The following is a 19,791-nucleotide window of genomic DNA, read 5'->3' as shown; positions in this document are numbered from 1 at the left end:
ACAAAACACTTATCCGTCTAAGCGTTCCATCCGAATCCTGGTCACTGGAACAGTAACTTCCACCAAACTTTCAATTTCTTGAATCGCCGCCACGACATTCTTTTCGATTACTTTGTGCGTCAGCAGAATCAACGGTACAGTATCCTCGTTATCTTGAGGTTCTTTCTGAATAATTGCTTCAATGTTGATGTTGTGACGACTGACGATCTGAGCAATGTTCGCCATCACCCCTATTTTATCTTGAGCAGAAATTCTCAGATAATAACAAGTCTCGACCTCTCCCATATCTAAGACATCGATATTAGTGGAAAAATCGGAAAATCCGAGATGAGGAACACCATTGTCAGCGCCAATACTACGGGCCACATCGACGATATCAGCAATCACTGCTGAAGCAGTCGGCTCCGATCCGGCACCCCGACCATAATACATGGTTGGCCCTACAGCATCCCCTTCCACCAAAACTGCGTTCAAAACACCGTTAACATTGGCAATCAATCTTTTTTCAGGAATCAGAGTTGGATGCACCCTGAGTTCAACCCCCTGTCGACTTTTTCTGGCAAGACCCAAATGCTTAATCCGGTAGCCAAGCTCTTCAGCGAACTGAACATCTGCCTGGGTAATTTTACTGATACCTTCGGTATAAACACGATCAAACTGCAAAGGAATACCAAATGCGATTGATGCCAGAATGGTTAGCTTATGCGCCGCATCAATGCCTTCAACATCAAAAGTAGGGTCTGCTTCTGCATAACCAAGTGCTTGAGCCTCGGCCAACACATCACCAAACGACCGCCCTTTTTCCTTCATCTCCGTCAAAATGAAGTTACCCGTGCCGTTGATAATGCCAGCGAGCCATTGAATATCGTTGGCAACCAATCCTTCTCGCAGCGCTTTGATAATAGGGATTCCGCCGGCCACGGACGCCTCGTAGGCAACTTTGACTCCCTTTTCCTCTGCCGCTCGGAATAATTCATTACCATGCACAGCAATCAGAGCCTTATTGGCGGTCACCACATGCTTACCATGAGCAATCGCTTCCAGCACCAATTGTTTGGCAGGTTCGTAACCACCAATTAGCTCAACGACCACATCCACTTCCGGATCACGGGCAACGTCAAAAATATCCCTGGAGACTTTGATACCTGTAAAATCACAGGAAGGATTATCTCTACGAGCCCCTATATGGGTAATTCGGACAGGCCTACCAGATCTGCGATTGATGTCCTGCATATTGCGCTGCATAACACTCAATGTCCCTCTACCGACTGTACCCAAACCACACAAACCTACATTTACCGGCTTCAAAAGAAAATCCTCTTACCTGATCGAAAGATACCCTGTGAAAGGGATGGGAACATTACTGGGATGACTAGAGAGTGTCAATCAGCCCCCAAGCGTCAGGGGCTGCAAATATTAGAATGCTATATTTAAAAAGAGTTACAGAATACCGAGGCGTTGAGCCAATTGTTGAGCAGGGATATAGCCCGGAATCATAGTACCATCTGCAGCAACAATTGCTGGAGTACCCTGAACACCGATTTGCTGGCCGATATTGAATTGCTCCGCCACCGGACTATTACAATTGGCAGATGGGATCGATTTCATCTGCTTAAGGTTATTCAACGCTTCGCGCGGATCAGGAGAGCACCATGCACTCACCATTTTATTATAAGCAGAGGAACCGACACCTGCCCTTGGGTAAGCAGCATAACGCACAGTAATTCCCAACTTATTATATTGAGCCATCTCTGCATGCAACTTACGACAATACGGACATTCCACATCGGTAAAAACCGTTATAACTGTCTTCTCGGGGACTGAAGCCGCATAGGTAATATAAGAGGCAGGATCTACCTGATCGAGTATCCCTTTACGAACTTCATTATATGCCGCACGCGCTTTCAACTTGGCCGGTTCACTAAGATTTTCAAAACCACCTTCGCCGTTCCGATACAGATCTCCAATTACAAAATAACTACCGGATGCATCAACATATAACGTATCTTCATTTTGCAGGACGACCTGATATATACCTTCCAACTCCGACTCATCAATCGAAACAATAGGAACCTGCTTATCAATCGATGCCAACGCAGCTTTGATCATCTCTTTGTCAGCCACAGTTGTCACAGCTGGCGGTTTCTGAGCAACCATCCAGCCACCGATTGCAGCAATAACACCCACAGCAGCAATCCCCAACAAACCCATTAATTTATTCACTGAACATAGCCTCCACCAAACATATGGCCCACACTATAACCAATCCTGAACCCAATTCATCACTAAATTACATTTTTCGAGAAAACGCTCACCATTGAAAAAGCAAATCAAACCTTGCGTTCAGACGAACACTGCTTTTGGTACCAGCATAAAAAAAGCAGCCGAAGCTGCTTTATAAAACTGGGATAAGCTAAGATCAACCTTTACGATCCAGTTTTTCTTTAATACGGGCAGACTTACCAGAACGATCACGCAAATAGTAGATTTTGGATTGACGAACATCACCACGACGTTTCACTTCAATACTTTCTACTAGAGGGCTATGTAACTGAAATGTCCGCTCCACACCTACACCACTGGAAATTTTCCGAACGGTGAAGTTGGAACCCAAACCACGGTTACGGCGACCGATACATACGCCTTCAAACGCCTGTAAACGCTCACGCTCACCTTCTTTAACTTTAACCTGTACCACCAACGTATCACCAGGACCAAAGGTTGGTACATTTGTCTTTAACTGCTCAGATTCTATTGCTTGAATAATCTTATTTCTGTTGCTCATTTTCGGCTCCCGAGTCCTGTGCAGAGCGATGCTCCTGCATGAATTCGTCCAAAAGGGTTTGTTCCAGCTTGTCTAAGTTTCTATGCTGCAACAAATCCGGCCTTTTTAACCATGTTCGACCCAGTGACTGCTTCAAGCGCCAACGCCTGATATTTTCATGATGGCCACTGAGTAACACCTGTGGGACTGCTAGTCCCTTGAATATCTCTGGTCTTGTGTAGTGTGGACAATCCAATAACCCGTTCATAAATGAGTCTTGCTCCGCTGACCCTTCATGCCCCAGAACGCCGGGAACCTGTCGGCTTACAGCATCAAAAAGACACATTGCCGCCAGCTCACCACCACTTAAAACAAAGTCTCCAATCGACCACTCCTCATCAATTTCAGTCTCAATTATGCGCTCATCGATACCTTCGTACCGACCACAGACCAAAATCAATTTTTCAGCTTCAACCAACTCGGATACACCCGGCTGATCCAGCTGCCTTCCCTGGGGAGACAAATAAATGGTTCGGACACCGGCCCCTGCACGAGCCTTGGCAGCCCTCAGCGCGGCCAGCAATGGCTCAACTTTCATCACCATGCCGGGTCCACCACCAAAAGGCCTGTCGTCAACTGTGCGGTGAACATCCTGAGTAAAATCTCTGGGATTCCAGAAATCCACCTCAATCAATCCTTTTTTTACTGCCCTTCCTGTTACCCCTGAATCGGTTACTGCACCGAACATCTCAGGAAACAGACTGACAATTCCAAACCACACAGTGCTGCCTCAATAATCCGGTTGCCAATCAACAAGAATCTCACCGCTTGTCAGATCAACATTTTTGACGACCTCATCCATCAGATAAGGAATCAAACGCTCTTCATGATCGATGGCACTATCATTACCACGAACCACAAGAACATCATTGGCCGTACCGGCACTCATCATATGATCAACAACTCCAAGGTTAGTGCCACTTAAGGTCACCACCCTTAACCCCTCCAGCTCATGCCAGTAGAACTCTCCATCTTCCAGCTCAGGCAATTGCTCAGACTCAACGTATATTTCAGCCCCTTGGTATTTCAGGGCCTCATCGCGATCGTCACAATTTTTTATGTGAGCTATCAATCCTTTGCCATGCACTTTACCTGCATTTAAACGAACGACGGAACGACGTCCATTCAACTGCAAGATCCATTCAGGGTAGTCTAAGATCTGACCCATCGGTTCAGTATAGGAATAAACCTTCACCCAACCTTTTATGCCAAAAACAGAAGTTATTTTTCCAAGAGCAATCAGCTTGTTATCACCCACGGAAAGACCTTCCCACACTCAACACTAAACAACAGATGATCAGGCGTTAGCCTTACGATATTCTTTCACCAGCGTAGCAACCCGGTCAGTCGCCTGGGCGCCCTTCTCAACCCAGTAGTCAACGCGACTCAGGTCAATACGTAACTTTTCTTCCTGGCCACGGGCAACTGGGTTAAAGAAACCAACACGTTCAATGTAACGGCCATCACGAGGATTGCGGCTATCAGCAACGGTCAGATGATAAAATGGGCGCTTCTTGGAACCGCCACGAGCGAGGCGAATAGTTACCATCGCGTTCTCCTATCTGGGGTAAGTTTTGAAATCACTTACCGTTAGTGTCCACCATAACCGGAAGGTTAATGGCTTTTTTAATCAGACCCGATTTTGAGCCTGCCCAACGATTATGCTCTCCAAATTTTGAAGGGCACAAAAAGTGGCGCGATTATACGTATTTGACTGCTATTTTCAAGACCAGTATTTTCCTACTTTTCATTACCGGAAAACATCATGATTAAAGAGTACATCTGGCAAGATAAACCCTGCCTGGAACTAAACACCCCCCTTGGTCAGCTTCAAATCAGTCTCTGGGGAGGTCAGTTGTTGCAGTGGGTGCCAAAAAATGCAGCCCCCGTCTTCTGGCTATCCCGGATTCCACCTCAACCAGGCAAACCCATAAGAGGCGGAATTCCAGTCTGTTGGCCCTGGTTTGGAGGCAAAGAAGGATATGAAAGCCATGGCTGGGCAAGAACATCACTCTGGACCCTGGAGCACAGTGACGAACAATCTCTCACTCTATCTTTAAGCGGATCACTGAAGCACCTGCCTGAAAATTCTCGATATGAAATAAAACAACGTTTTGTTCTGAACGACACACTAACCCAGATCTTGAGTTTTAAACACGAACACCCCTCTCCGGTCTTTTTTCAAACCGCACTGCATTCGTATTTTTCCGTCAGCCACCCAAGCAATGTTCAACTAAAAGGACTGGAAGACAAGACATACAAAGACAAACTCGCCAATTACGCAGTAAAAAGAACTCCCAATTCGATTGACGCCAACCTTCCCTGGGATGCCACAATCTCCAATATGGAAGGATGGGAGCTCCACGACTCAGGCCTTAATCGTCTTATTAAGTGCCAACCCAGTAACGCCGACACAACTGTTCTGTGGCATCCAAGCGATCAGACGACCCAAGCCATGACAGATATTCACCCAGGAGGAAATTCTGAATATTTATGCCTTGAGACAGCAAATCTTGAAGACATCTCAGTCCCTCCTGGTCAACAGGTCACGCTAGCCCATACTATATCGGTTACCACACCATAAATGGCCAAACAACCGGGATGAGCGAAAGCGCTGCTCCGTTCATCCCTTCCCCCCTTATGATCATCAAGTTACCACTCAAACAGATTCAGGCAGCTCTATAAAAAACGCGCATGCTCATCTGTCCAGCAGTATCCCCAGATGCCTCATATAGCAGGGATGGGATGGCATGGCATGGCATGGGATGGCATGGGATGGGATGGGATGGGATGGGATGGGATGGGAAAAGATATCAAGGAAAACGAATAAGGTAGTGGGATACTAGAGAATATGTAAGCACTTGAACCAGTCATGCCAGCCTGTCTAGTGTCACAGCCTAACTTTATGCCTAGGGAACCTCTGAAAGATAAAGCAGGGTCGACTCAAAAAATCTTCAACGACCCTGGAGGTGAAGTAACGTTTTATTCTTTTGGGGCAGCCGAATCAATCAGAGACTTCAACTCACCTGACTCTGCCATCTCAGAAACGATGTCGCAGCCACCAACCAGTTCACCATTAACCCATAATTGAGGGAATGTAGGCCAATTCGCATACTTAGGAAGTTCTGCCCTGATATCGGGACTCTGCAAAATATCAACATACGCAAAACGCTGACCGCATTCCATCAGATGTTGCACAGCACGAGCAGAAAAACCACACATCGGCTGATTCGGATTACCTTTCATATATAGCAGAACCGGGTTCGCAGAAATCTGTTCTTTAATCGTTTCAATCGTATCAGTCATAACAATATCCTAGCATATAAGTCAGATTAAACATTGCTTCATTCTAATCCTTAGACTAGGTTTTTGCACCCGTCGATGACTTACCTCAAATAGCCATAATCAGAACTGAATCTCACAATTGCCTTACCCTTCTGTAGTCGGTAGACTCCGTTTCTTAGCGTATTATAAACGCATTTGAAGGCCGATCCTGACAATGGCGAGATTATTGTTTTCCATTGTTATGAGTCGGCTTTTTTATTTCAGCCATTCGGCAGTGTCAGTATTAAAAAAGAGGAGATACGCCATGGGTCAGGTAAGGCATTTTTTGACCTTAAGTGACTTGTCCAAGCCAGAACTGCATGCATTGATTGTCAGAGCTATTGAACTGAAGGCCATGCAGAAGCGGCGGGAAAACTATGAACCGTTTAAGAATTATGTACTGGCCATGGTCTTTGAGAAATCCTCTACCCGAACCCGTATCTCATTTGAAACGGGAATGGCACAGCTGGGCGGACATGCCATTTTTCTCTCCCCACGAGATGCTCAGTTTGGTCGTGGTGAACCTCTTGAAGATACAGCCAGAGTCCTATCTGAGATGGTTGATGCAGTTATGGTCAGAACATTTGACCACCAAAGCATAGAGAAGTTTGCACAATACTCCCGCATTCCTGTTATCAACGCACTCACCGACGATTATCATCCCTGTCAGTTGCTGGCCGACATGCAAACTTACCACGAAGCGCGAGGGGATATAAAAGGGAAAACTGTTACCTGGATCGGTGATGGAAACAATATGTGTAACTCCTATATCAATGCTGCAGTGCAGTTTGATTTCAATCTTAATATTGCCTGTCCGGAAGGGTTTGAACCCATGCAAAGCTTGTTAGAAAGCACCGGCGAACGGGTTAAGATCATACGTGATCCACAGGAAGCTGTTCGGGGAGCGTCATTGGTAACAACTGACGTATGGGCCTCAATGGGCCAAGAAGAAGAGCAGAAGCTGCGCCTGGAAAAATTTAAAGGCTATCAAGTAAGTCCTGATTTAATGGACCTGGCAGAAAAAGAAGCTATCTTCCTCCACTGCCTGCCTGCCCATAGAGGCGAAGAAGTCAGTCAGGATATGCTTGATGACCCACGTTCTTTTGCTTTTCCACAAGCCGGCAACCGCCTGCATGCTCAAAAAGCATTACTGGAATTTTTATTCAACAATTCATCCCAGTAAAGCCCTTGAATTGCAGCATCACAAATTGTGATGCTGCACAAAACCCAATTACTCTTGCGCCATACCGTCTGCTCTGACCTGCAGATTCAAAGTCGCTTCGCTATCGATTTGCAAAGTAAAAGTTTCACCAGCAGACAATTTTAAATCAGTACAGCTATCACAATTAAGGCCGGTATCGACAGTGCCCGACAATTGCGCCTCCAAAATTCTTTTATCATCTGTCACGCAAACCATTTTTCCCGCCTGCAAAGCCAAATGTTTATCATTTACTATTGAAGTGGTATTTAACAGACAATAACTGGGAAGAGGCTCACTCAATTTTCCACTATCAACAGCCTTTGGGTCGAGGACCACTTCTGTCTGCTGGTCCGGATTTACCTCGGTATCAACCACAACAGATACTTCGAACTGTGTGCCACTTGCAATGGTAATGGGCTTCTTCTCGGCCACAGCCCCCATAGATAGCAGCATAAGGCCCACAGCACCTACACACAAATGATTGAACATTGACTAACTCTCCATACACTCACATTGAATGGTCACAAATCATAACAGATGTGTTGCGGAAATAGATCTAATCGTCCTATCGTAGCATGGACAAAAACTTTGAACGTAAACACAGAGATTGGTTTCAGGTTTCTATTAGACAGGCCGAAAAGCAGCCGTTAATCTACCCCCAATAGATGAAAGAACGGGTTTAAATCAACGAATGAAGACAAAACTATTGATTTTCTTGGCATTAATCTCAATGGTAATAGGGTTGTTAGTATTTATTGAACATAAGAGACAGCAGCCGGAATATTCAGATGTTTTCTTTGGCATGAATGACAAAGCGGCTTTCCGGAACCAGAGTTAATCAAAGCAATTGTAATAATGGTGTGGACAGTCATGAAAGAAAAGCAATTTTAATAACAATAAAACCAAAACCTATCAATAAGGGGTGAAAGCATGTCAGGCATTCTTTCAATGATTCTTGCAGGTGGGGAAGGCACACGATTGGCACCGTTGACTTCTGTGCGAGCCAAGCCAGCAGTACCATTTGGCGGTAATTACCGAATCATCGATTTTGTTCTTAACAATTTTGTTAATTCAGATTTACTTCAAATCTTTGTACTGACCCAATTTAAGTCCCATTCACTACTCAAACACCTCAGCCGCTCGTGGCGGGTAACTGGCCTGACCAGCCGGTTCATTGATCCAATTCCTGCTCAAATGCAAACAGGCAAGCACTGGTACCAGGGCACCGCTGATGCCATTTATCAGAATGTCAATCTGGTTGAAGGCATGGACCCCGAAGTAGTCTGCGTGTTTGGTGGGGATCACATCTATAAAATGGATATTCGCCAGATGATCAATTTTCACCATGATCATGGCGCCCTTCTAACGGTTGCAGCCATCCCGGTCCCGATTAGCCAGGCTGATCAGTTTGGGATCATTGAAGTTGATGAAGATGGCAAGATGATTGGCTTTGAGGAAAAGCCAAAAGAAAACCCCAAAACCATACCAGGTCGCCCCGGATATGCACTGGCCTCAATGGGCAACTATATCTTTGATGCCAAGACGCTGGTCCAGACATTAAAGGAAGATGCTGAAGACATGGAGTCGCTGCATGATTTTGGTCATAGCATTATCCCCCAGCTCTTCAGGAGTGGAGACGTCTATGTCTACGATTTTTCCATCAACGAAATTCGCGGTGAACCGGAAAACTCCCGAGGATACTGGCGAGATGTGGGCACCATAGACAGTTTGTATGAAGCCAATATGGATCTGATTTCGGTCATTCCACCGATCGATCTTTACAACAAACACTGGCCCCTACGTAGCTATCATCCCCCGCTTCCACCCGCCAAGTTTGTCCACGACGAAAAAAATCGTACCGGGCAAGCCATTCGTTCAATGGTCGCATCAGGATGTATTATCTCCGGTTCAATTGTCTACAACTCGGTACTGGGGTTTAACAACCATATTCACAGTCATTCCTATGTCGACAGTTCCGTCATCATGGGCAACTGCGATATTGGCCGCGGTTGTCGTATCCGACGAGCAATTCTAGACAAAAATGTCAGCTTAGCTCCCGGTACAGTTATTGGTGAAGACCCGGTACATGATCGTGAACGCTTCCATGTATCTGCGGAAGGGGTCGTGGTCATCCCCAAAGGCGCTAAAATCGGCTTTTAAGCAATACATCCTGCCCATATCAGATCCCGATCATTTTCGGGATCTGTCCCCTGATTCAAGCCTGTGTCAAAATGATCATCATTAGTTGAACCACATTTTCAGTATCCGCACTAAACGTTTCCCATAGAGGAGTTATAAATGAGAGTATTATTTTTGGCCTCTGAAATGGATGGACTGGTAAAAACCGGCGGGCTGGCAGATGTTGCCCGCGCGCTGCCGGAACAGTTGGTCAAAAAAGGCACCGATGTCAGAGTCGTCATCCCATGTTATCGTCCATTGCTTGCCAAAAATTTTCCGGTTCGCATCCCTCAGCTTGAGACCCGGTTGAATCACTTCAACAGTTACTTTTCTGCTATCCGGGAAACTGAAGTCTCTGGAGTCACCGTTTATTTAGTTGAACATAATCACTTTTTTGACCGCGAAGGTCTTTATTTTGATGAGCAGGGGGACTTCGGCGACAATGCCATCCGCTTTGCTCTGCTCTGTAAGGCAGCACTCGATATCTGCGACGTGTTGAACTGGTATCCAGATATTATTCACTGCAACGACTGGCAGACGGCTCTGACACCGCTTTACCTCAAGGAACACTTGCACCGTCATCCAGGCTTTACTCATACCCGCACACTTTTAAGCATTCACAATGGGCTGTTCCAGGGGCATACCCCTGGCGAGCAACGTTACGAAATAGGTATGCACCCCGGTTTTTTCACTTCGGAAGTGTTTGAAGATCACGGCAAAATAAATCTTTTGAAAGGTGGGATTGTAATGGCTGATGCCGTCTGTGCTGTCAGCCCTGGATATCGCAACGAGTTGCTGAGTCCTGAAGGCAGCCATGGCTTATGGATGTACTATGGTCGCCGGCGGGATTCGTTCTACGGTATTTTAAATGGTTGCGACTACAACAGCTGGAATCCTGAGGTTGATGCACATATCAGTGCGACGTTTTCAGCTTCCGATATCAGCGGAAAACATCAATGCAAACAGGATCTGCAGCAGCAGAGCGGACTGCAGGTCAACCCAGATATTCCGGTATTGGGCATTGTCAGCCGCCTGACAGATCAGAAAGGATTTCAGTTTCTACTCCCCGCACTGCAGGAATTGCTAAATCATCACGACCACTATTTTCAGATTGTGGCATTGGGATCGGGAAATAAAGATTTTTCCGACTGGCTGAGTCAGCTGGCGGCAGATTTTCCTGACCGAGTCCATTTTACGCATGGTTACAATGAGCCATTATCCCATCAGATTGAGGCTGGCGCAGATTTTTTCCTGATGCCCTCCGCATTCGAACCATGCGGGCTCAACCAGATCTACAGCCTTAAATATGGAACCCTGCCTATTGTCAGAGCGACTGGAGGTTTACAAGATACCGTGGTCGGCCTTGATGATCACCACAACAACCTTTCCATTGCCACTGGTTTCAGTTTTGTCGAACCGTCTGCCGAAGCCTGCAAGCAGATCATTCTCAAAGCTCTCGGCATTTGGCAACATCACCGGGATATCTACAACCAAATGCAGCATCGGGCCATGGAACAGGACTTCTCCTGGGATAGCCCGGCGCAGCAATATCTTGATCTATACAGCCGTATTTTGACTGGTGCGAGCAGCGGATAAAGCCAACAGTTTCTGTGGACGCATGTAAAGTACAGCCAGAACCAGTGCAATCAGACACATTGCACTGGAACTGAAGAATACAAAGCGGGCGCCTTCTCCACCATTCCAAAAATGCCCACCATAAACATTCCCCAACACCAGACCAAGACCACTGACCAGACAAACATAAAGGCTCTGCCCCATCCCGCGCTGGTGACGATAAAAGACCTGCCCAATCAAAAACATGGCGGTCACATGCATGGCCCCAAAACTAAATGCATGAATCAGTTGAACAGCTGCCATTGCGGCAAAGTTGCCCGGCACACTCGCCATCACAAACCAACGAATAACGCTCAGCAACAAAGCCAGACAGAGAATCTTAAAGTAACCGAATCGGAACAACACAATAGGAATCAAAAAAGTCAACGCAGTTTCTGCAATCGGAGCAACTGCCAACAATACTCCAATACTACTGGAGCTGTGTCCCCAGCTTTGCCAATATAAATCAGCAAAGCTGTTATAAGGCGCGAGAGCAGTCTGGTTAATCAGATAAACAACAAACAGAACGACGACAAACATTTCTTTGAAATGTTCCAGGCCATTGCCTTTGATATCAACTCCGGTTTCACCATAAGAATGATATTCCGGATCTTTTAGCAGAAACATAAACGCAAATAGTGCAACGACAGTGGCCATTAACAGATAGCGATACCACTGGATACCATATTCGTCCATGATCGGCCCAACCGTCCAAACGATGGACGTAAAACCGACAGCTCCCCAGGAACGAATAAAACCATAGCGGTGTTTATTTTCACCCAGATAATCAAGCGTCACTGCTTCCAGCTGCGGTAGCACCATACTGAGACCAGAACCGATCAAAAGCACCGAAAGAATAACACGACCAAAACCAATCTGAGGCTCAAACAACCATGCCGCCAGTATCATTAACAAAGCTGCTGCACGTGCCAGAGGTAAACGGACCCCCAAAACATCACTGATACGAGCCAATACAAAAGGAGCAAGCATATTAATGCCGGTCAGGCAGGCCATTGCGATGCCAATCTGCTGAAAATTATAGCCGTAGTGATTGAGATATCGTCCCAGATACGGAATCAGGACACCAAAAATTGCATAGTAGGCAAAATACAGTACAGACAAACGTATATAAGGCAAAGGAAACACCCTTAAATGAAATGCAGAATCAGCTTACACATCATCGTGTCAGACATGTGACGGCATGATTATTCCAGGACTACGGATTGGCTTTCTTGATTTGCGCCCGACGGGCTTTGAAGAAATCTGACAGCATCCCACCGCAACGAGATTCGAGAATGCCTTTTACTACTTTTATGCGGTGATTGAAATAATCTTTTTTAACAATTTGGTCAGCACTGCATACAACCCCGGCTTTCGGCTCACACGCACCAAATACTAATGACTCAACCCGCGCATGGATCATTGCCCCGAAACACATGGTACAAGGCTCCAGCGTGACATACAGAGTACTGCCCGGTAAGCGATAATTATTGACCCTTTGCGCAGCGTTTCTGAGCGCCATGATTTCTGCATGGGCAGAAGGGTCATTAATGCTGATGGGTTGATTGTACCCCTCCCCGATCACCTCTCCATCCCGAACTACAATTGCTCCGACAGGGACTTCATCTATTGCCCTGGCTTTTTCCGCCTGTTCCAATGCCAGCGCCATCCAGTACTCATGTTCGGAACTATCCACCCCTCGATCTCCTTCTCATTGCCCAAAAAGTGACTGAAATTCAAGCCCGAGATGATGTACCGTCAAAGCGTACAACCGGCTATGGTTATAACGGGTAATGACATAAAAATTCTTCAACCCCAGCCAATATTCCATACCAGCCTCTGTCTCTACTTTAAAGGGAATGGTTTGTTGTTGTTTATCAGGAATATCCTGCTCCAGTTTCCAACCACTGTTCATGGCATTTTCAACTGTCGGTCCGAGTTTCATGGAATCAGGAATCAAGGATTCATATTGATCTCCACTGACACTGGCCTTAACTGCCACCAGCGCATCCTTGGTCCATCCATGCACCTTGAAGTAATTAGCTATGCTGCCAATCGCATCCACCGGGTTATTCCAGATATCAATGTGATCGTCAAAATCAAAATCGACCGCATAAGCTCTGAAACTTGAGGGCATAAATTGCGGGTATCCCATAGCACCGGCATAAGAACCTTTGACCGAAAACGGATCTATTTTTTGGTCCCGACTGATCAGTAAAAACTCTCGCAATTCTCGCTGAAAGTAACTTGCTCTGCGCGGATAGTAAAATCCGGTTGTTGCCAAAGCATCAAACACTCTATAACCACCCATGGTACGACCAAACCGAGACTCTATTGCAATCACAGCCAGGATCACCTCCGCCGGGACACCATAAACATATTCAGCCCTGGTCAGTGCCACCCGATATTTTTCTGCAAACACTTTTCCACGCGTCATAGTCTCAGCAGACACAAACATTGGCTTATAGCTTTTATAACTGGAAGTTGCTTCCTTGGGACGATTAAAGGCTTCGATAATACTGTCCTGATAACGTGCCTGGCCAAACCACTCATCCAGCTGCTGCTGACTGAAATTATCCTCAGCCACCAATTTAGCCATAAAAGTCTTAACAGCTGGATTATCGGCAAATGACTCAGCCAAAGTTTGAGCAGACAAAAATGACAGACAACACCAACACAATAGATACAGGATTTTAGTCATGAATTATTTTTTATAGTTTTTGATGAGTACTAATGGACATAAGAATGCCAAACCCGGTCATCAAGGTCACAATAGAGGTCCCTCCATAGCTGATCAACGGTAATGGCACACCAACAACTGGCAAAATACCACTGACCATTCCGATATTCACAAATACATAGATAAAAAATGTCAGCGTAATACTCCCGGCCAATAGACGCCCAAAGCTGTCTCTGGCCCTGACTGTAATAATCATGCCACGGATAGTGATTGCCAGATACAGAGTGGTCAGCAGCATCACTCCGATATAACCAAACTCTTCACCCAATACTGCGATAATGAAGTCGGTATGGCTTTCGGGTAAAAAATCCAGCTGCGACTGAGTACCCAACATGAACCCTTTACCTTCTATCCCTCCGGAACCAATAGCCGTCTTGGATTGAATAATATTCCAGCCAGCTCCCAAAGGATCAGACTCTGGATTTAAAAAAGTCAGTACGCGCTGCTTCTGATATTCCCGCATGACGAAAAACCACATCACCGGTCCCATAGCCAGTGCCATGGAAACAAAGCTGGCAATCAACTTCCAGCTAATCCCGGAAAGGTATATAACAAATATCCCGGAGATCATAATCAGCAATGATGTACCAAGATCGGGTTGTTGAACGATCAATGCCGTAGGTATGAGTAACCCCACTCCGCCCAAAAATAAATGTTTGAGCTTCGGCGGTAACGGGTTTCGGCTTAAGTACCAAGCCAACACAATAGGAACTGCCAGCTTCATTATTTCTGACGGCTGAAATGCCGGCAAACCTGGTAAGTCCAGCCAACGCTGAGCCCCCTTACCGGACTTGCCCATCACCAAAACAGCCACCAGCAGCGCATTCCCCACAACATATACGCCCAATCCCCAGCGGGCATAGACTCTGGGATCCATCTGGGCAATGACAATCATAATGATATACGCCAGCCCAAATCTCATAGCCTGTTTTTCAACCATCACAGCACTGCCGCCAGAAGCAGAGTACAGCACCACCAGCCCACCCAGACAGACCATTAACAACATCAATAGCAACGGTACGTCTATATGCAATCGATAAGACAAGGATGGTCCGCCGCGCAAATCAAGCTCTGGCAGTGAACGGACATATTCCTGGAAAGCCATAATATTTTTATTCCTTCGCAGCGGCTTGGGTTGAAGGTAACAACCAATATTCAAACATTGCTCTGGCCATTCTTGCCATCGCACTACTGTGCTCACCGTTCTCGACCAGTACTGTGACTACAATCTGTGGATCCTCAAACGGTGCAAAACCTGTAAACCATGCATGATCCCGCAGACGCTCGCGCACCTCATCTGAATCATAGAGTTCGTCTTCGGCATATGTATATACCTGCGCAGTACCGGTTTTACCGGCCATTTTGAAAGGTGCATTCCAGCCGGTACTACGGCCAGTACCTGTCCGGCCATGCATGACTTCCTCGAGAGCCTTTTTCATCTTCTCGAAATCTTCTTTTGGCAAATCCAGAGGTGGTGGAACAACAGCTGCGTCGACAGATTGCAAATCCCGACTGGAGGACATTTCCAACCGAGGGGTTTTCCACTGGCCATCATTAACAATAGCAGTCAAAGCCGCTGTCACTTGAAGTGGAGATGCAAGCAGATACCCTTGCCCAATCCCCATATTGACAGAGTCACCGGCAAACCAGGAAAAACCCTGACGTTCTTTTTTCCATTTCCGGGTCGGATTGATCCCACCAGCAACGTTATACACATCAAGAGTGGTATCCGCGCCAAAACCAAATGAAGCCAGCGTGTCATGCATCGCCTCCAGCTTCATGTTGTAAGCCACTTCATAAAAGTAGGTATCCACCGACTGCACAATAGCCTTATTCAGATCAATCCATTCCGGCTTTTTGCCGTAGCGCCAGGTCCAGTCACGCCAGCGGGTACGCCCAGAAGCCAGATCCGTTGGCAAATCCCAGTAACCTGGATTCCATATCTTGGTATTCCAGGTCACCACGTTATATTTCAATGCTCCCAACCCAAGAAACGGCTTGATGGTGGACGCCGGTGGATACAAACCACGGGTGGTACGATTGAGAAACGGTACGTCACGGGAATTACGAAGTTTTGAATAAACCTCAGAACTGATGCCGGTAACAAACAGATTCGGATCAAAACTCGGAGAAGATGCCATGGCCAAAATACCGCCGGTCTTGGGATCCATAGCAACGATAGCCCCGCGCTGCCCTTCTAGTAACTGTTCTGCTTTTTGCTGCAGCCCCAGGTCCAGATATAGTTTGAGATCAGCGCCGGGGACTGGCGCCACTTTATCCAGGGTACGCAGGATTCTGCCCCGGGCATTGATCTCTACGGTTCGATAACCCGGTGTACCGAGAAGGTCCAGCTCATAGGTTTTTTCGACCCCAACCTTGCCAATCTGGTTGGTCCCCGCATATAACCCTGGATCCAGAGCTTTTAATTCAGCCTCATTGATCTTACCGACATAACCCAATACATGAGAAAACGTAGAACCATAGGGATAACGCCGAATAAGATTGGCATCGACCTCCACCCCCTTGAGAAAATAATTATTAACGGCTATCCGGGCAATTTCATCTTCAGTCAGACTGTCTTTCAGCTCAATGGGTTCATAGGGACGACGATAGCGCTGAGCCCGCTCACGAAAGCGCTCCTCTTCACGATCACTGATAGAGACATATTTTCTAAGCTCTGCCAGAGTTGCGTCGAGATCATCGATTCGCTCAAGCACCAACGACAAACGATGGCTCGGCAGGTTTTCAGCCAAAAGGTGACCATTGCGGTCATAAATGAGACCACGAGTAGGAGCAATCGGCTGTACCTGAACACGATTGGCTGTAGACTTGGTCACATAGATATCATGCTCAACGACCTGCAAAAAAAACATCCGCCACAACAATGCGGCACACATCAGAAATACCAGAAAAACAGCAACAACCGCTCTTCGTAGTACGAGGTTTTTTTCACCAGAACGGTCTTGGATGTTTATTGCATCCATGGGCTACAACGGCTCATTTATGGTAAGGATGGTTCATTAAAATAGTCCAGGCACGGTACAACTGCTCAGCAAGAATTAATCGCACCATCGGATGTGGGAGGGTAAGCTCTGACAACGACCAACGCAATTGAGCTTGTTGTAAAAGTTCCGAGTCGAGTCCGTCGGGCCCGCCAACCAAAATAGCCAGATTGTGCCCATCCTGACGCCATTGTTCAGCCTGCTGGGCAAGTTTTTCTGTCGACCAGGAACGACCTTTTACATCCAGAGCAATAATTTTATCTGACGTTTGCAATGCATCCCTGATGGACTTCGCCTCAGCCGCCATCGCTGTTTTTTTATCAGTATTTTTACCACGATAACCCAGAGGCAACTCAACGAATTCCAGTGAAAAATCTCTGGGTAACCGCTTGGTGTATTCTTCCACTCCCTGATAAACCCAAGCAGGCATCCGGGTGCCTATCGCCAGGCAACGAATCTTCATTCGGGTGAAGAATTACGATTGACTGCCGCCGGTCCTTCCCACAAACGTTCGAGATCATAATATGCCCGGGTCGCCGGTAACATAACGTGCAGAACCAGATCACCAAAATCGATGAGCACCCACTCAGAACCAGGATCGCCCTCACGCCCAATGGTCATATAACCGTGGGCCTTGGCGTCTTCGGAGACATTATCGACAATCGCCTGCAAATGACGACTGGAAGTCCCTGAAGCAATAACCATCAGGTCAGTGATACTGGTTTTATCCGCAACATCCAGGGCAACAACATCCTGCGCCTTGATATCATCCAGTGCTTCAAGCACCACTTCTTTAAGAGCTTTTTGAGAAGACATTCATTACCTTTATTCAGGATTGATTCGCTAACTTACTTTGAATCATTATAGAGGTGATGGGCATCAATGTATGCCCTGATTTTATCCGACAACCATTCCTTTCTGGGCCCGCTTTGAGTCCGAAGCTCTGTGCTGGATACATCCGCCGCCAAAGTATCATCCACCCAAATCGACCCGGCCGGTTTCTGACTCAGCTCGGACACAGAAAAAGTCTGCCGATGCAGCAATTGATTTTGTAAAAATGGAGACAGCTGTTCAAGAGAATATCTGGGACGGGCAAAGACCGCCAGATGCACGAGATCAAGAATTTCCCGCCAGTTCCCCCAATTATGAAAGCCCTGCAATGAGTCTGCGCCCATTACAAACACCAGACTTTTGTCATCGCCGATTTCTGCACGCATGCTCAGCATTGACTCATAAGTATAAATAGGCTGACTGGATTTGATTTCCCGCTCATCAATCACACACTTTTGCGCCCAGTGTGCCGGCAACTCAGAAATAGCCAGTTGCAGAATTGCCAGGCGATGCTCCACCGGGCCATGAGCCGCTGATTTATGCACGGACTGATAACAGGGTAACAAACGTAACTCATCCGGCTGCAGGTATTTCATACAATGCCGGATAAGCTTTAAATGACCAAAATGAAAAGGATCAAATGTCCCACCAAATACTGCTATCACTGACGTATATGTCCATCACCGAAAACGATAAATTTCTGCGAAGTCAAACCCTCAAGCCCGACCGGCCCCCGTGCATGAATCTTATCTGTGGAGATACCGATCTCTGCGCCTAACCCATACTCAAAACCATCTGCAAAGCGACTTGATGCATTGACCATGACTGACGATGAATCCACTGCAGCCAGAAATTCTCGCGCCAGGGTATAATTTTCAGTCACAATGACATCAGTATGGTGCGAACCATAATAGTTAATATGCTCAATGGCTTGTTCCATGTCTTCGACAACCCGAACAGACAGAATAGGTGCGAGATATTCGGTTGACCAGTCCTCTTCCACAGCGGCCTTACACTGAATCATTGCAACAGCTGTGTCACAACCACGCAGTTCAACGTTAAATTGTGCGTATTTATCGGCCAGCTCCGGTAACATCGTCTGAGCAACCGCCTGGTGAACTAATAATGTTTCCATGGTGTTACAAACACCATAGCGCTGGGTCTTGGCATTGATGGCAATTCGGATGGCCTTATCCATGTCTGCGGCTGCATCGATATAAGTATGACAAATACCATCCAGGTGTTTGATGACCGGTACCCGTGCGTCACGGCTGATGCGCTCAATCAGACCTTTACCACCCCGAGGCACAATGACATCCACATATTCTGGCATAGTAATAAGATGCCCGACGGCTTCCCGGTCTGTCGTTTCAACCACCTGGACAACATGCTCAGACAATTCCGCTTTTATCAGCCCCTGGCGAATATAAGATGCCAATGCCTGATTAGAATGAATTGCTTCGCTGCCTCCACGTAAAATAGTGGCATTCCCGGATTTCAGACACAGACTGGCCGCCTCAATAGTTACATTAGGACGGGATTCATAAATAATGCCGATAACTCCAAGCGGAACGGTCATTTTACCCACCTGAATACCTGAAGGCCGATAACTCATACCGGAAATGGTGCCAATCGGATCAGCTAGAGCGGCTACCTGATGCAGCCCTTCAATCATGCTATCAATACGTTTGGGGGTCAGAGTCAATCGATCCAACATGGCATCTGTTAACCCATTGGCCTGACCTCGCTCCAGATCCCGACTGTTTTCACGGGTCAGTGAAATGCGATTCTGGTCCAGTAATTCTGCGGTATACAGAAGGGCATTATTTTTTTTCAGCGTTGTTGCACGGGCCACTACAGCCGAGGCAATCCGGGCCTGCTGCCCGACGTTTTTCATGTATTCGGCGATACTCATGAGTTCAGCTCTTTGGTAAACCGTCAGTTGTCTGAGAGATTTGATTTAGTCATAAAACTTCGCGCTATCCCACTTTAGCTAAAGCAACCGGGCTTTAAACAATGGGCCTCTGCACCTCACTTAACTCGGCTATTTTTCAGGCCGGACCAAACCAACGACAAT

General features: G+C 46.7%; 21 protein-coding genes. 4 read left to right on the top strand and 17 right to left on the bottom strand.

Annotated features, from left to right (window positions below; all coding sequences use genetic code 11):
* Positions 1 to 9: 9 nt before the first annotated feature.
* From ACQY6I_RS01840 to rpsP, 6 genes are all read right to left on the bottom strand, one after another.
* Entirely contained in the window at positions 10 to 1,308 is a 1,299-nt protein-coding gene (locus tag ACQY6I_RS01840) for a homoserine dehydrogenase (RefSeq protein ID WP_428239767.1), read from the bottom strand.
* Between the two features lie 132 nt (positions 1,309 to 1,440).
* Positions 1,441 to 2,223: a DsbC family protein gene (locus tag ACQY6I_RS01835; protein WP_428239766.1), complete on the bottom strand. Its 783-nt coding sequence runs from the start codon at positions 2,221 to 2,223 to the stop codon at positions 1,441 to 1,443.
* Positions 2,224 to 2,419: 196 nt separating this feature from the next.
* Complete coding sequence (rplS, locus tag ACQY6I_RS01830) at positions 2,420 to 2,785, bottom strand: 50S ribosomal protein L19 (RefSeq protein WP_428239765.1); 366 nt, start codon at positions 2,783 to 2,785, stop codon at positions 2,420 to 2,422.
* Positions 2,769 to 3,545, bottom strand: a complete 777-nt coding sequence (gene trmD / locus ACQY6I_RS01825) for a tRNA (guanosine(37)-N1)-methyltransferase TrmD (RefSeq protein ID WP_428239764.1) — start codon at positions 3,543 to 3,545, stop codon at positions 2,769 to 2,771. Before trmD ends, rplS begins: the two co-directional genes overlap by 17 nt.
* Positions 3,546 to 3,554: 9 nt before the next feature.
* A complete protein-coding gene (gene rimM, locus ACQY6I_RS01820; RefSeq protein WP_428239763.1) occupies positions 3,555 to 4,082 on the bottom strand; it encodes a ribosome maturation factor RimM in 528 nt (175 codons plus the stop codon).
* A 39-nt stretch (positions 4,083 to 4,121) separates the two neighbouring features.
* A complete protein-coding gene (gene rpsP, locus ACQY6I_RS01815) occupies positions 4,122 to 4,373 on the bottom strand; it encodes a 30S ribosomal protein S16 (RefSeq protein ID WP_428239762.1) in 252 nt (83 codons plus the stop codon).
* Positions 4,374 to 4,589: 216 nt separating this feature from the next.
* Between rpsP and ACQY6I_RS01810 the strand changes: the two genes are divergently transcribed.
* Positions 4,590 to 5,408: a hypothetical protein gene (locus ACQY6I_RS01810; protein WP_428239761.1), complete on the top strand. Its 819-nt coding sequence runs from the start codon at positions 4,590 to 4,592 to the stop codon at positions 5,406 to 5,408.
* 398 nt (positions 5,409 to 5,806) lie between these two features.
* On the opposite strand, the gene grxD is transcribed toward ACQY6I_RS01810, so the two are convergent.
* Positions 5,807 to 6,130 carry a Grx4 family monothiol glutaredoxin gene (grxD, locus tag ACQY6I_RS01805; RefSeq protein WP_428239760.1) on the bottom strand — a complete coding sequence of 108 codons (324 nt, stop codon included), beginning with the start codon at positions 6,128 to 6,130 and terminating at the stop codon, positions 5,807 to 5,809.
* Positions 6,131 to 6,413: 283 nt separating this feature from the next.
* Here grxD and argF point away from each other — a divergent pair, with 283 nt between their 5' ends.
* Positions 6,414 to 7,331 carry an ornithine carbamoyltransferase gene (gene argF / locus ACQY6I_RS01800; RefSeq protein ID WP_428239759.1) on the top strand — a complete coding sequence of 306 codons (918 nt, stop codon included), beginning with the start codon at positions 6,414 to 6,416 and terminating at the stop codon, positions 7,329 to 7,331.
* A gap of 48 nt (positions 7,332 to 7,379) precedes the next feature.
* Here argF and ACQY6I_RS01795 read toward each other — a convergent pair whose 3' ends face one another.
* Positions 7,380 to 7,838, bottom strand: coding sequence for a hypothetical protein (locus ACQY6I_RS01795; protein ID WP_428239758.1), 459 nt, complete (start codon positions 7,836 to 7,838; stop codon positions 7,380 to 7,382).
* A 441-nt stretch (positions 7,839 to 8,279) separates the two neighbouring features.
* On the opposite strand from ACQY6I_RS01795, the gene glgC reads away from it, so the two are divergent.
* Positions 8,280 to 9,509, top strand: coding sequence for a glucose-1-phosphate adenylyltransferase (gene glgC, locus ACQY6I_RS01790; protein WP_428239757.1), 1,230 nt, complete (start codon positions 8,280 to 8,282; stop codon positions 9,507 to 9,509).
* Positions 9,510 to 9,647: 138 nt separating this feature from the next.
* A complete protein-coding gene (gene glgA / locus ACQY6I_RS01785; protein WP_428239756.1) occupies positions 9,648 to 11,123 on the top strand; it encodes a glycogen synthase GlgA in 1,476 nt (491 codons plus the stop codon).
* Here glgA and ACQY6I_RS01780 read toward each other — a convergent pair.
* From ACQY6I_RS01780 to ACQY6I_RS01740, 9 genes are all read right to left on the bottom strand, one after another.
* Positions 11,085 to 12,278 (bottom strand): MFS transporter, encoded by a 1,194-nt coding sequence (locus tag ACQY6I_RS01780; RefSeq protein WP_428239755.1) that lies wholly within the window; start codon positions 12,276 to 12,278, stop codon positions 11,085 to 11,087. The genes glgA and ACQY6I_RS01780 overlap by 39 nt on opposite strands.
* A gap of 79 nt (positions 12,279 to 12,357) precedes the next feature.
* Positions 12,358 to 12,837 (bottom strand): tRNA adenosine(34) deaminase TadA, encoded by a 480-nt coding sequence (tadA, locus tag ACQY6I_RS01775; RefSeq protein WP_428239754.1) that lies wholly within the window; start codon positions 12,835 to 12,837, stop codon positions 12,358 to 12,360.
* A gap of 15 nt (positions 12,838 to 12,852) precedes the next feature.
* Positions 12,853 to 13,842, bottom strand: a complete 990-nt coding sequence (mltB, locus tag ACQY6I_RS01770; protein ID WP_428239753.1) for a lytic murein transglycosylase B — start codon at positions 13,840 to 13,842, stop codon at positions 12,853 to 12,855.
* Positions 13,843 to 13,852: 10 nt separating this feature from the next.
* A complete protein-coding gene (gene rodA / locus ACQY6I_RS01765; RefSeq protein ID WP_428239752.1) occupies positions 13,853 to 14,986 on the bottom strand; it encodes a rod shape-determining protein RodA in 1,134 nt (377 codons plus the stop codon).
* Between the two features lie 7 nt (positions 14,987 to 14,993).
* Positions 14,994 to 16,865 (bottom strand): penicillin-binding protein 2, encoded by a 1,872-nt coding sequence (mrdA, locus tag ACQY6I_RS01760; protein ID WP_428239751.1) that lies wholly within the window; start codon positions 16,863 to 16,865, stop codon positions 14,994 to 14,996.
* A 13-nt stretch (positions 16,866 to 16,878) separates the two neighbouring features.
* Positions 16,879 to 17,346 (bottom strand): 23S rRNA (pseudouridine(1915)-N(3))-methyltransferase RlmH, encoded by a 468-nt coding sequence (gene rlmH, locus ACQY6I_RS01755; protein ID WP_428239750.1) that lies wholly within the window; start codon positions 17,344 to 17,346, stop codon positions 16,879 to 16,881.
* A complete protein-coding gene (rsfS, locus tag ACQY6I_RS01750) occupies positions 17,343 to 17,699 on the bottom strand; it encodes a ribosome silencing factor (RefSeq protein ID WP_428239749.1) in 357 nt (118 codons plus the stop codon). Before rsfS ends, rlmH begins: the two co-directional genes overlap by 4 nt.
* Positions 17,700 to 17,731: 32 nt before the next feature.
* On the bottom strand, positions 17,732 to 18,379 hold the full coding sequence (gene nadD, locus ACQY6I_RS01745) for a nicotinate (nicotinamide) nucleotide adenylyltransferase (protein ID WP_428239748.1): 648 nt from the start codon (positions 18,377 to 18,379) through the stop codon (positions 17,732 to 17,734).
* Complete coding sequence (locus ACQY6I_RS01740) at positions 18,376 to 19,629, bottom strand: glutamate-5-semialdehyde dehydrogenase (protein ID WP_428239747.1); 1,254 nt, start codon at positions 19,627 to 19,629, stop codon at positions 18,376 to 18,378. The genes nadD and ACQY6I_RS01740 overlap by 4 nt, the downstream gene beginning before the upstream one ends.
* Positions 19,630 to 19,791: the final 162 nt, after the last annotated feature.

It is taken from the genome of Gynuella sp. (assembly GCF_050297175.1).
Taxonomy (GTDB): domain Bacteria; phylum Pseudomonadota; class Gammaproteobacteria; order Pseudomonadales; family Natronospirillaceae; genus Gynuella.
This window is presented reverse-complemented; position numbering and strand designations above follow the sequence as displayed.